This window comes from Paraburkholderia sp. RAU6.4a (assembly GCF_050435625.1).
GTDB lineage: Bacteria > Pseudomonadota > Gammaproteobacteria > Burkholderiales > Burkholderiaceae > Paraburkholderia > Paraburkholderia tuberum.
The window spans coordinates 869,100-881,670 of sequence record NZ_JBNDKQ010000001.1 but is presented as its reverse complement, the minus strand read 5'-3'; the positions used below and the strand labels follow the sequence as shown (position 1 = coordinate 881,670).

The window sequence follows — 12,571 nt, the reverse complement described above, 5'->3', positions numbered from 1 at the left end:
TCCATCGTCGGGGTTCATCATGACCGTCATCCGTACCGGAAACCCGCTGGACTGGCGCGAAGTCTGCGCCGTCGCGGCAGGCGCACCGCTCGAGCTTTCCGCGCAAGCGCGCGAGCGCATTGGCGCCGCGCGCGCGCTCGTTGAGCAGATCATCGCGCGCGGCATGCGCGCCTACGGCGTGAACACCGGGGTCGGCGCGTTGTGCGACGTGGTGGTGTCGCCGGCCGAACAGCACACGCTTTCGCACAACATTTTGATGAGCCACGCGGTGGGCGTCGGCGCGTCGCTCGGCGCGCAGGAGACGCGCGCGATCATGGCCGCAGCCATCAACAATTACGCGCACGGGCATTCGGGCGTGCGCGTCGAACTCGTCGAGCGGCTCGTCGCGCTGCTCCGGGCCGATTGCCTGCCCGAAGTGCCCGCGCTCGGTTCGGTCGGCTATCTGAGCCACATGGCGCATATCGCACTCGTGTGCGTCGGCGCGGGGCACGTGAACTGGCGTGGTGAGCGCATCAGCGGCGCCGAGGCGCTGCGCCGGCTGGGGCTCGAACCCTTGTCGCTCGAAGCGAAAGAAGGCTTGAGCCTCGTGAACGGCACGCCGTGCGTGACCGGGCTCGCGGCGCTCGCGCTGCAACGCGCGCACCGGCTGCTCGACTGGGCTGACGCCGTGGCGGCGATGAGCTTCGAGAATCTCGGCGGGCAGATGGTGGCGTTCGACGCGGGCTCGCTCGCGTATCGCGTCTCACCGGGCCTTGCGCAGGTCGGCGCGCGCATGCGCGCGGCGCTGCTGGGCAGCGGTCTGCTGGCGGCGGCACTCGGACGGCGTACGCAGGATCCGCTCAGCATGCGCACGATTCCGCATGTGCACGGTGCGGCGCGCGATGTGCTGGCTGCGACGGCCGAAGTCGTGAACCGCGAACTCGCCTCGACGACTGACAATCCGATCATCGCCGGCACGCCCGAGGAGCCGCGCGTGTTCTCGCAGGCGCACGCCGTCGGCGCGTCGATCGCGCTCGCCATGGACAGCCTCGCGGTTGCGGTCGCGCAGGTGGCCGCGATGGCGGAGCGGCGTCTCGATCGTCTCGTCAATCCGCTCGTGAGCGGGTTGCCCGCGTTTCTCGCGCAAGCGAGCGGCACGCGCTCGGGCTTCATGATCGCGCAATACACGGCGGCGGCGCTGGTCGCGCAGAACCGCCGCGAGGCCGCGCCCGCGAGCCTCGACGGCGGTGTGACGTCCGGCTTGCAGGAAGATCACCTTTGCCACGCCACGCCGGCCGCCCTCAAGGCGCTGGCCGTCATCGACAACAGCGGCCGCATATTTGGCATTGAACTGCTTGCCGCGGTTCAGGCATACGACCTGCAGCCTATCGCAGCCGAGCGCGCGCCGTATACGCAGGCGTTGTATAGCCAGGTTCGCGCTGTCTTGCCGACCTACCGTGACGACCGTCCGCTTGCGGACGACATGACACGCGCATTCCACATGATCATGGATGATGGTCCGCCGCCGTTGCCCGGTCCGCTGACGGTCCGGCCCTCACGGGATTTCTGCATTCCGGCACCAACGGACTGCGTGGCGGGCAGCGCGGCGGCATCGGCGAACGATGCTTTGCCCGGGGCGGTGGGTACTTGAGGCTGGCGTCGCGCGGCGCGCGCAAATCGTTCACGGTGCAACCAGGACAGTCATGACTGAGGCGGCGCAGGCGGGTGGAGAGGCGAAGCGGTTGAAGCTGCAGCGCAAGCTTGCGCCAGCATACGAACAGATAAAGCGCTATGTAATCGAGCGCATAGCCGATGGCACCTGGAAGCCTGGAGACGCAATCCCTTCGGAAACCGAGTTGGTCAAGGAGTCCGGAGTCGCACGCATGACCGTTTCGCGCGTGTTGCGCGAGTTGAGCGCACGACGTGTGCTCACGCGACGGTATCTTTGAGGCCGAGCTTCGCCAGGTTGAATTGGCCTTTGCGAATGCGATGCGTCAACTCAATGCCTGCCAGAGTGATCGCGGCGTTCCTGAAACGGTTGAAGCCGAGCATGACATTCGTCCGCCTGGCAATTCAGATTTTTCTCTGCTTATACTCACTGTCACCTGAACGGCTCACGCCCAGGTCCCACGCTGCACGCCGACAAAAAACCACGACGTCAGTCGACAACACGGCACGCGACTCACTTTTCGCAACCGCAGTTCTTACATATCAGGTGGGACCTCTTATGCTAAATCGTGCTTTTGGTGCAGCGATTTCATCGTTGCTCGTGGCAGGCGCCGCAGTTGCACCGGCCATCGCACATGCCGACGACAGCTTCGCGCAGGACGACGGCGCGTCGCATGGCCGGCCGGTCAAGGTGATGATCATTTCGATGTTCGGTCCGGAAGGCCAGGTGTGGCTCGATCATCTCGGCCCGTGGCAGGACATCACCGTCGCGGGCCTGTCTCCTGACTACCCTGCCGTACACTGCAATCGCAAGGAGGTCTGCGTGATGACGACGGGCATGGGGCACGCGAATGCCGCCGCGTCGATCATGGCGCTGACGTTCTCGCCGCGTTTCGACTTGCGTCATACGTACTTCATGGTGGCGGGCATCGCTGGTATTGATCCGCTTCAGGGCACCGTCGGTTCCGCTGCGTGGGCGAACTGGCTGGTCGACTTCGGGATTCAATGGGAAATCGACGGACGCGAAATTCCGCCGGGCTGGAATACCGGCTATCTCGGCATCAACACGACGGGCCCGACGCAGAAGCCGCCGCTCGACTATCGCACCGAAGTGTTCCAGCTCAATCCGGCGCTTTCGAACGCGGCATTCGCGCTGTCGCGCAACGTGACGCTGACCGACGACGCACAGGCGCAGGCTGCCCGCGCCAAATACAACTATGCGCCCGCGAACCGTCCGCCGACCGTGATCCAGTGTGACACGCTGGCGGGCGATACCTGGTGGTCGGGCACCGATCTCGGCGAGCGTGCGCGGCAATGGACGAAGATCCTGACCGACGGCAAGGGCACCTATTGCACGACCCAGCAGGAAGACAACGCCACTTTCGAGGCGCTGACGCGCGCGGCGACCGTGCATCGCGTTGACCTGAACCGTGTCGCGGTGCTGCGCGCTGGTTCGGACTTCGACCGGCCGTACGCGGGCCAGTCGAGCGCGGACAATCTGCTCAACTACTCGTCGCAGGGGGGCTTCACGATCGCGATCGACAATCTGTTCCTGACGGGCAATCCGCTCGTGCAGGACATCGTCACGCATTGGGGCGAGTGGCGCGACGGCGTACCGCAGCGGTAGCGCGTTTGCGGCATGGTGGAGCGTACCGCGTGCCGGTCTGCACAGCGATCGTGTCCACCGTTGTCGTCTGCTGCCGCGGCGCGAGCGGTGGCCACGCCTACGCCAACGCAGACCGGTGGTGTGCTCGGAGCACCGGCATGCGACCTCACGGGATCTGACCGCGCCATCTCAGCATTTGTGCTCCTACCTCAGCGTGGGGGTACGTTCGGGTGGTCTGATCCGGCGAACGGCCTCAACTGCGCAAGGCCCGAACTGAGCCCTGCGGGCGCGGTGGCTGCGGCGGCCGCTGCGCGGGCGGTGGCGGCTCCGCGCGCGGCATGATGCGAACATAAGGCCGCGATGCGCCATGCTCATCGGCGTCCCCAGAACCTGCGCTGCACCTGCATCACTTCTTCCTCGACCTCGGCCACGGGCCCAACCAGTTCAATGCGCTTCTGGCAATGGTCGAAGACATACCGCGACGACACACTCATCGTGGGATTCTCTGCATGATTGCCCGTGGCTTGCAGCAGGCGCTCTTCCGTCATTGCAAAAACCACCCGCCCAATGTTGGCCCAATATGCCGTGCCTGCGCACATGCAACATGGCTCAACCGTCGTATAGAGCGTGCAACCCCACAAGAATTGCGGCGTAAAGTTGAGCGCGGCAATACGCGCGAGCACCGCTTCCGCATGATTGACGGAATCGACATTGCCCTGTTCTATTAGAACCGACTCCTGATCAGGCCCGACGAGTATGGCGCCAAACGGGTGACGGCCCAACAGCATCGCACGTTCTGCGATAACGCTTGCATGACGCAGATGGCGGACGATCTGCTCGCGTGTCGGCGCGAGCCCCTGCTCAGGGAACGCCGACGCGTTCTGTTTCGGGGAAATGACAAGGCTCAAAGTGTGTCTCCTCCACGTTGGCTGAGTTACTTCGGTAACGTGCCCTCGACCCCCTGCACGAACCAGTTGAGCCGCAGCAACTCGGCGTCGGGCAGCGACGTGCCGGCTGCCACCTTGATCGCGCCATTCTGATCCCTGATCGGTCCGGAGAACGGATCGAATCTGCCAGCGATAATGTCGTCGCGCTTTTGCGCCAGCGCCTTTTGCGCGGCAGGCGATACGGCTGCAGTGTTGATGTCAGCGAGGTCGATTGCTTTTTCCTTGAGACCCCACCACGTGGGCGCGTTGGTCCACGTGCCGGATTGCACCTGTTCGATCAGGTGAGAGTAGTAGACGCCCCAGTAGCTCACGCATGCGCCCAGTTGGGCATTCGGGCCGAACTTCTTCATGTCCGAGTCCCAACCGAACGCGTGCACATTCTTCTGCTCGGCAGTCTGCATTGTCGCCGTCGAATCGGTGTTCTGGATCAGCACGTCGGCTCCCTGGCCAATCAGCGTTTCGGCCGCCTGTTTCTCCTTGCCTGGATCGAACCAGCTATTGATCCATATGACCTTTACCTTCGCATTCGGATTGATCGAACGCGCACCCATTGTGAAAGCGTTAATGTTGCGCACCACTTCCGGGACCGGCACCGAGGCGACGAAGCCGAGCGTATTCGTCTTCGTCGTATAGCCGGCGACGAGCCCAGCCAGATAGGCGCTCTGGTACGTGCGCACGTCATAGGTCGCAAAGTTCGTGGCCTTCTTGTATCCGGTCGCATGCTCGAAGACGACGTCGGGATAATCCTTTGCAGTCTTCAGTTCGAAGTCCTGGAATCCGAAGCTCGAGCCCACGATAATCTTGTTGCCCTTGTTCGCGAGGTCGCGAAACACGCGCTCCGAGTCAGCGGATTCGGGTACGTTCTCGACGCGCGTGACCTTGATCTTGTCACCGAACCTCGCTTCGATCGCCTTCACACCCTGTTCGTGTGCGTAGGTCCAGCCAGCGTCACCGGGGTTGCCGAGGTAGACGAACGCGACGCCCATCGGCACTGCGGCGGTGGCAGTGGGGCTCAACGCAACATAGATGCCAAGCGCGGCTAAAAGCGTAACCGCAGGGCGCAGTGAGCGCACCACCGCGCGAGCGAAGTTTGTTCTCATGGAGTCTCCGAAGATGGGGAACGGGAAGGAGACGACGCCAGTCGTCCAGACGACTGGCTGCGTCGCGTCAGCGATGATGGTGAGTCAATATCAAGGCCGAAATATTGATTCGTTATGTGTCGTATAACGGAATGGATATGAAGCCATTGGGAAATTGGCCTGCGGATCGCGGAGTTCGAATAGGAGGCAGCGATCGTCGTGTGGGCCAGCGACAGGCCGCGCTCGGGCATCATTGTCGGATGATGAGATCGGGGGGCAACACCTTAACCGATTCACCTTCACTATTTGCACCAGAACCGTCGCCTGTATCGCCAGCAAGAGCCAGCACTTCCCTCCACGATTGTGCCGACTTTGACACGGGCCCCTGAGCATAGATCAATGCCGAGGCGAGAGTGGCACGTACGCGCATTTCGGTGTCCGAGTCCACCGAGGCATGGGGCAGTTCTTCAAGCGCATCGATGGCCTGCTCGGCACGCGTGCAGCATTCGTGAATCAGGCCCGCATCGAGCAGCGCCTCTGTGAAACCTGCCGCGAGCTCGACTCCAATCCGCGTATCGCCATGCTGCGAGAACGCCCAATCGAAAGCGCTGCGTGCATCATCCAGCGACTGCCGGAAATCGATTTCCAGGTCCAATTGTTCAGCGACACTGCCAGCCAGACACGGTCGCAAGCAATGGGAGACATAGCGTGCATAGCGCGCCGCGATCAGCCTCTGCTCGCCTTGCGCATGCGGCTTCTCCAGCGCATAGGCACGTGCCGAATCGGAAAGGCGATACCTGCTTACCGGCCCCTCCAGCTCAATGTTGACGAGCGATTTCGCCACCAGATCGCCGATGCCGCCGATCGCGTCCGCCACAGCGTACTTCTCGTCGCACACCACCGCGCACATCGCATCGAACGTAAAGCCGCCGCTGAATACCGCGAGGCGCCTGAACAGTAACTGATGGCATGGATTCAGGATGAAGAAACTCCAGTCGAACGTCGCACGTAAGGTTTGATGGCGTGGCAGAGCGGTCCGGTAGCCGCCCGTCAGCAAACTGAAACGGTCGTGCAGATAGCGATGAACACCCCCAATGCCGAGGCCAGCGACGCGCGTCGCTGCCAGCTCGATTGCCAAAGGAATGCCGTCCAGCCGGCGGCAGATCTCGCCGATGAGATGAATTTCCTCGCAGCCGGCGTATGCATACCGTTGGATTGAATTGACGCGCAGCAAAAACAACTTTACCGCTGAAAACTGGACGATCTCCGCATGGGTTGAATGCGAAGGCGGCACGTCGAGTGGCTCGACCCGGTACACCGTCTCTTGCATCAGGCGAAGTGGTTCACGACTCGTTACCATCACACGCAGAATTTCGCTTGTCGCTACGAGTGCGTCGACGATCCGCGCGACGGCGTCGATCACATGCTCGGCGTTATCCAGCACGAGGAGCAGACGTTTGCCGGAAACCGCCGCAGCCAGTTGCGCAATGTCGACTGCAGCATCGAGCGTGGACAGCCCGCATGCTCGTTGTACGCGTGCTTCAGGTAGAGCAGGCCGACCATCAGGCGAACCGGCAGGCGCGGCCGCCCTGCCGCGCTCGGGCCAGCCCCCGCCAGCGTCGCCGCACTACCGAACAGATCGACATCATCATTGACTCGTCCTTCGCGAGCACGCCGCTCGAACACCGGGGTCAGCGTTGCTTCGATCGACACCCACGGCATTCGCGTGGCCAACACCGCCAGCGGGTGACGAAGATCAATCATCGCGTCCAGACGACTGCGAAAAAAATCGGGCGTGCTCATCGGTGAGGCTCGCAAACTCCCGGAAAGAAAATCAGATCGATATCGCTTCTGGGAGTTCGACAATCAACGAACTTCGTTCCGATCACTTGCTGCAGCTGGCTCTGCTCAGTTCTGAAGGGGCGACTTATGCTTGTCCATGCAATCCCAGTACTTCGAAGTTCCTAACACCGTCTAGCCGTAACCTGAGTTTGGTGAGCAGCGCTTGCTCTTGGGTTTGTGTCGTACTCAACATTGTAGTGGTTCCCATCTTGATCAAATTGAATGTCAGGTCTATTGGTTCCGACCTTATCGCCATTCACATCAACCTGCTGCTGGTTTTTCCGTATGTTCGTCACGCCGTCAGTTTGTCGAAGCGCAGCAATATGATCATCAATGACCTGATTGTGGCCCGCTCCACCGTGTACTGGCGCATTGCCGCCATTGGCAGCTGCTAAGCCTAGAGGATCGATCCACCGAATCGGATTGGGCGCATACTGATACAGATTCAACCCACCAGCCAACCCGATCGGATCGCTACTGATAAAACGTCCGCAATGCGGATCGTAATATGGGAGTCGCTAACTCACCCCAAGCTTCACGATCTTGCATGTCAGTTTATATTGTGAAAATATTTCATCAATATAAGCAGAAATGATATCCCAGCTCCCGCCGCCAAGCCCAGCACCAACCATCGGCATCTGCACTGAAAGCCGTTTGGCTAAGGCAAATTCGCAGACTTGCTCAAGGCAATTTCGAAGAACCGGATACGAAATATATTGCTCAGTATCTCGACTATTCTTCCGAATCCCGTCTTGGGCGACCATGTTTGCAATATATATTCGTTCTTGATTTTCTACTGGTATGAATTGAACCAATCCAAGCGGTATCCGTTGTTCGTGCCGGAACAAGTCAAGATAACTCTTCCGTGCAGCGGGGTATTGGCGACCAAGAGCAACAACAAAACCACGCCCCCATTTGCCGCGGTTATTAACCACATGCGCAATAAGGTTGAATCCTTTTGTGGAACAGCTGCGTCACCGACTTCATAGATGATCGCAGGCTCGCGCGGAGGATTGTTCACAGCGGCTTTCCAAGCAAGCTCGAAATCGTCCTGCTCAATTTGGTCATGTGTCGGAATATCAAGTTCATCCCTTGCCCCATCGAAGAGCAAATATCCTATATTACGATTCCAATCCTGTATGGATGAAGAGGTATAAGCAACACCGCCGTCAGGATGGCTGATCTGACGTGTCGCGACACCGTCGATAAACTCCGTAGAAATCTCTCCGGGGCCGCATGGAAACTCAGTCTTTGAACGAAAATATTCTTTCTTCATATTAGCAACTTGATCCGCTGCCTACTATACGATCCGAAATGTCAAGCGGTGCATTCCCTTCGATCAAGAACGTGCCGGGTCGTGGCTCTGTAACATTCAAACCCCTGACATCTACTTCCACATAATGCGTGACGCTATTGAGTTTTCGCGCATCGCCATAAATGTTCGCCGCGAGCTGGCCTAGCGACATCTTCCCGGTACCGGCGGCATCTGCAATGGTCCTACCACCAATCATATCAGGAGAGATGTATATCAGGAGAGATGTCCGCGAAATATTGGCCAGAGCCAAACCTCGCGTGCACTGGCCCCTCTGATGCATTCAAAACCCCACTACTTGTAATGCCCTCCAAGCCTTTTTGCGTTGTGTAGTGATAAAGCGTTGTGATATCGCCGACATTCAATCCCAGAGGATCAATCCAGCGTATCGGGTTTGGCGCATACTGATAAAGATTCAGCCCGCCCGCCAACCCAATCGGATCAGGCGAGATAAACCGTCCGCAATGCGGATCATAATACCGGAACGTGTTGTACGAGAGCCCGCTTTCCTCGTCATGGTACTGCCCCGGCATGCGCAGCGGTTGATTGAACACCGCCGTCTGCATGTTCGCCCGTACCTGGCCCCATGCACTGTAATTGCCGCTCCACACGGGCCTGCCGTCGGCGTCGGTGACTTCACGCGGCGTGCCAGTCGGGTCGGTGTGGTAGTGATAGACCTCGCTGTGATCGCTTCTGCCGGCACGATCGATCCGCGCCACCGGCGCATACCCACGCACCGGGTCATACAGGTACGTCCGGCTTTGTCCCTTGCCGTCCTGTTCCTGCAACAGCCGCAAGCCCTGCCAGACGAAGCGGATTTCTTCCGGCGGTTTGGTGTCGCGCGGCATACCCGGGTGCCGTGTGGCGCGGGTCGACTTGCCAATACGCCGGCCCAGTGCATCGTACCGGTAAGCGGTGTGCTGCACGCCATCGTCCACCGACAGCAGATGACCTTCGGCATCCCAGCGCAGGCCCATGCCGTTGCGGCTCACCAGTTGCTCCCAGTCGTCGTAGGTGTACGACACCCCCCGGTCGCGCCTCAGCAGGTTATCCAGCAGCGGGGATAGCTTGACGTTAGGCTCGCGCCCGGCATCGTCCAGCAGATTGCCCGCCGCGTCCCACGTAAAGCGCTCGACGTCGAAGCTCTCGGCGCTGCGCCTCAGCAACTGGCCGGTGCGATCGTAATCGTAGAGCGTATGGCCCTGGAAGCTGTCGTTGCTTTCCGTCAGCTCGCCGCTACGGTCATACCGGTAACGCCGCCATAGCACACTGTGCGTCTCGTCCGGTACGTCGGACGCCTCCGCTTTCGGCGCATGGGCACGTTGCCACGCGATCTGGCCCAGTGAGGTATAGCCGGTGTGCGTGCTCAGCCGCCCTTGCGTGCGCAGGATTTCGCGGTGCAGGTCGTCGCGCTCGAAGTCGGCGATGATGGCGCCCTCGAAGCGCATCTGGTGCACGTGCCCGGAGCCGTAGTAAAGCGTCTCGATCCGCTGTCCCTGCGGCAGGGTCAGTGCCAGCGGATTACCCAGTTCGTCACGCTCGTAGGCCACGCGACCGTGAGCACTCCATTCCGCCAGCAACTGGCCGGCCGCGTCGTACTCCATCCGCACTGTGTCCGCCACGATGCCCAGGTCTTCGCCGGCAACGGTGGGCGTGCGGCGGGCTTCGGTCAACTGGCCCAGCACGTTGTACCGGTACGCCGTGTCGCTATGGTCGCCACTGCGGCGCACCAGCCGGCCCAGCGCGTCGCGCTCATGGACTTCCATGCGGCGCGACGAGCCCGCCTGGCTGGCGATGTATTGCAGAAATCCGGCCGCATCGTAGCGGAACTCGTGCACGCTGCCGTCGACGCGCTGCTCACGAAGCAGGCGGTCCGCCGCATCCCAGCCGAACTGGTAGCTCGCACCGTTCCCATTGGTGAGCTTCACCGGTCGCCCATGCGCGTCGCGCTCGAAGTGGACTGTGCGCCCTTCAGCATCGGTATGGCGCAGCACCCGACCCACCCCATCGCGCTCCCATTGCTGGGTGTGATGTGCCGCGTTGGTATGCCTGACCAGGTAACCCAGGGCATTCCACTGATAGCGCTCGGTCTGCCGGTCAGGTCGTGTCACGGCTTCGGGTAGGCCCTGCGCACCGTAGCGGATGCGCGTGGTCTGGCCCAGCGCGTCGGTCACCGTGTCGAGGAGGCCGTCGCGGTCGTACGTGTAGTGGGTGGTTTTGCCCGAGCAGTCGGTGCGCGCGTTCAGCAGCCCGCGTGCGTCGTGTTCCAGCGTGACGATGCCTCCCTTCGCATCGGTGACCCACTGCAACTGGCCGTCCTCGCCGTAGTGCATGACGGTGCGCCGCCCCAGCGGATCAACGGTTTCGATCGCCTGATGCTGCCCGTTGTAAACCGTCATCCAACGGCGGCCATCGTGCAGGGTCGTCTGACGAGGTAGCGACGTACTCGCGTGATAGTCCGTGCGGGTGATCTGGCCCAGCGGATCGGTGTGAGCCACCGGCCGGCCCAGTTCGTCATAGTCGATGCGCCGGGTGCGCCCACCCGGCAGATGCAGTACGATCGGCCATCCCGAGGCGTTGTATTCAGCACCGTACTGTGCGCCATCGAAGCCGGTGTGGGCAGTGATCTGCTCCTTCGCGTCGAAGTCCCACCGCGCGACATTGCCGAACGTGTCGGTCACTTCGGCGTGGCCGGCGGCAAAGTCGTAATGGAAACCGTATCGCTCGCCGCTGCTGTTGTCGTGTTCGATCACGCGCGGCTGGCCAGCAAGGATCTCCCAGCGATAGCGGCAGAGGAACCCCTCGGCATTGGCATGATGGGTCATCAGCCCGTCGCTGTAGCCGAAACGACGGGTCACCACGCCCGCGCGGTCGGTCACCGACGCCAGATAGCCCGCACTGTCGTAGCCGTAGCTGACCAGCGTGCCAAGGGTGCCGCCTTCGAGCAGTTCGATGCGGCTCAGACGCGCGGGCGCTTCCTGATACTGCAGACGTAGCCGGTAACCACCATCCGCCTGGACCTCCACCGGCCGGCCAGCGGTATCCCATGTCAGCGTCATCTGCTGCGCGTCGGGGCCTTCGATCATCACCAGACGGGCCAGTCCGCTGTCATCGAAGTCGCCGAACAGGAAGTAATACCGCTCCGGTGTTCGCACCAGGTAGCGCCCGTCATCGAGGCGCGACAGCCAGATCAGCTCCGCGGCGTCATACAGTTCGTGACCTGGTTTGAGCAACGGGAAATGGATCGGACGCCCTTGCGGACCGATGTAGATCAGCGCGTCATCGGTGCGACGCAGGGTGATTTCCCAATCCAGGCGCCAACCCGGCCCAAGCAGCCCCGGTTCGTGCAGCGTACTCGAATAGAAGCGTGAGCAGGACACCGGCATACGCGCGGGCAGCACGAAGTCGGCCTCGGGCAGCAACACCTTGCGCCCTGAGGTGACCTCGACCGGACTGCCGATCAATCCGCCGATGGCCTCGGATATGGCGGCGTCCTCAAGAAAACCCGCAGCGTATTTGGTTGCGCACCGCCCACCGAAAGACTCACCCGCTTCTCCGGCTTCCTCTGCTGCCGCCTTGAGCCCGCCGGCGAGCCCGCCCGCGAGCCCAGCGACAATGAACGCCACTTGGGCGGTGGTGCGCAGCCAGTCGGGGATTTCGGGATCGATCTTCAGATACGCAACCCGTCCTCCGCCAATGAAGACATTCCCCGACCCGTCGCCGATGGTCGCATCGCATTCGGTGCGATCGTCCTTGCGTGCCGCCGCCTTGCCGTTGATGAACACATTGCTGGAACCTTCGGCGATGCGTTTGATCGGCGCGTGTTTCTCGCATGCGACCGCGCTGAACTCGACACGTGCAGCGGCCTCTCCGTTGATGAAGACGCTGGGTGAGCCGCTGCTGATTTTCCCGGCCGTCGATTTGATGCTGCGGCCTATCGCCTCCCCAAGTGCCAATACACCCTGTGCGGCAAAGCCCGCCACCAGGCCCGCCACCAAGGCCGCGCCAAAGCCACAGGTACAGGTAGCGAAGGCGACGGCCGCGATGATCGCGATACCGATCAACGCACCCACCAGAAAACCGGCGAGTGCGCTGGAATGGGCAATGGGATCGTGCAGACGGGCGGCTTCGTACATGG

At 61.5% G+C, this 12,571-nt stretch carries 8 protein-coding genes and 4 pseudogenes; 4 read left to right on the top strand and 8 right to left on the bottom strand.

Going from position 1 to position 12,571, the window contains the following annotated elements; all coding sequences use genetic code 11:
- Positions 1 to 19: 19 nt before the first annotated feature.
- Together OKW40_RS04025 and OKW40_RS04020 are read left to right on the top strand one after the other, a co-directional pair.
- The gene (locus OKW40_RS04025; RefSeq protein ID WP_429488316.1) at positions 20 to 1,630 is read left to right on the top strand and encodes an HAL/PAL/TAL family ammonia-lyase; all 1,611 of its coding nucleotides are present in this window, start codon (positions 20 to 22) and stop codon (positions 1,628 to 1,630) included.
- A gap of 52 nt (positions 1,631 to 1,682) precedes the next feature.
- Positions 1,683 to 1,916, top strand: a pseudogene (locus OKW40_RS04020) (GntR family transcriptional regulator); the annotation flags it as partial.
- Here the strand turns inward: OKW40_RS04020 and OKW40_RS04015 are convergent.
- Positions 1,909 to 2,052: pseudogene (locus OKW40_RS04015) on the bottom strand (IS6 family transposase); the annotation flags it as partial. The pseudogenes OKW40_RS04020 and OKW40_RS04015 overlap by 8 nt on opposite strands.
- Positions 2,053 to 2,206: 154 nt before the next feature.
- On the opposite strand from OKW40_RS04015, the gene OKW40_RS04010 reads away from it, so the two are divergent.
- Positions 2,207 to 3,274: a purine-nucleoside phosphorylase gene (locus OKW40_RS04010; protein WP_184044550.1), complete on the top strand. Its 1,068-nt coding sequence runs from the start codon at positions 2,207 to 2,209 to the stop codon at positions 3,272 to 3,274.
- Between the two features lie 350 nt (positions 3,275 to 3,624).
- On the opposite strand, the gene OKW40_RS04005 is transcribed toward OKW40_RS04010, so the two are convergent.
- The 4 genes and pseudogenes from OKW40_RS04005 to OKW40_RS03990 form a co-directional block, all read right to left on the bottom strand.
- Entirely contained in the window at positions 3,625 to 4,161 is a 537-nt protein-coding gene (locus OKW40_RS04005; RefSeq protein ID WP_184058649.1) for a nucleoside deaminase, read from the bottom strand.
- 26 nt (positions 4,162 to 4,187) lie between these two features.
- Positions 4,188 to 5,300 carry a BMP family ABC transporter substrate-binding protein gene (locus OKW40_RS04000; protein WP_184033114.1) on the bottom strand — a complete coding sequence of 371 codons (1,113 nt, stop codon included), beginning with the start codon at positions 5,298 to 5,300 and terminating at the stop codon, positions 4,188 to 4,190.
- A gap of 229 nt (positions 5,301 to 5,529) precedes the next feature.
- Entirely contained in the window at positions 5,530 to 6,723 is a 1,194-nt protein-coding gene (locus OKW40_RS03995; protein ID WP_429488313.1) for an ATP-binding protein, read from the bottom strand.
- A gap of 86 nt (positions 6,724 to 6,809) precedes the next feature.
- Positions 6,810 to 7,082 (bottom strand): annotated as a pseudogene (locus OKW40_RS03990) (IS5/IS1182 family transposase); the annotation flags it as partial.
- Positions 7,083 to 7,330: 248 nt separating this feature from the next.
- Here OKW40_RS03990 and OKW40_RS03985 point away from each other — a divergent pair.
- Positions 7,331 to 7,516 (top strand): hypothetical protein, encoded by a 186-nt coding sequence (locus OKW40_RS03985; RefSeq protein ID WP_429488311.1) that lies wholly within the window; start codon positions 7,331 to 7,333, stop codon positions 7,514 to 7,516.
- On the opposite strand, the pseudogene OKW40_RS03980 reads toward OKW40_RS03985, so the two are convergent.
- The 3 genes and pseudogenes from OKW40_RS03980 to OKW40_RS03970 form a co-directional block, all read right to left on the bottom strand.
- A pseudogene (locus OKW40_RS03980) lies at positions 7,504 to 7,630 on the bottom strand (RHS repeat-associated core domain-containing protein); the annotation flags it as partial. The gene OKW40_RS03985 and the pseudogene OKW40_RS03980 sit on opposite strands and share 13 nt — an antisense overlap.
- 9 nt (positions 7,631 to 7,639) lie before the next feature.
- Complete coding sequence (locus tag OKW40_RS03975) at positions 7,640 to 8,056, bottom strand: macro domain-containing protein (RefSeq protein WP_429488309.1); 417 nt, start codon at positions 8,054 to 8,056, stop codon at positions 7,640 to 7,642.
- A gap of 577 nt (positions 8,057 to 8,633) precedes the next feature.
- Positions 8,634 to 12,569 (bottom strand): RHS repeat-associated core domain-containing protein, encoded by a 3,936-nt coding sequence (locus OKW40_RS03970; RefSeq protein ID WP_429488307.1) that lies wholly within the window; start codon positions 12,567 to 12,569, stop codon positions 8,634 to 8,636.
- Positions 12,570 to 12,571: the final 2 nt, after the last annotated feature.

What these genes read in the sequence shown, in the direction of transcription:
- OKW40_RS04010 (WP_184044550.1), top strand. Translation starts at nt 2,207, where the DNA reads ATGCTAAATCGTGCTTTTGGTGCAGCGATTTCATCGTTGCTCGTGGCA.
- OKW40_RS04025 (WP_429488316.1), top strand. Translation starts at nt 20, where the DNA reads ATGACCGTCATCCGTACCGGAAACCCGCTGGACTGGCGCGAAGTCTGC.
- OKW40_RS03970 (WP_429488307.1), bottom strand. Translation starts at nt 12,569, where the DNA reads ATGTACGAAGCCGCCCGTCTGCACGATCCCATTGCCCATTCCAGCGCA.
- OKW40_RS04000 (WP_184033114.1), bottom strand. Translation starts at nt 5,300, where the DNA reads ATGAGAACAAACTTCGCTCGCGCGGTGGTGCGCTCACTGCGCCCTGCG.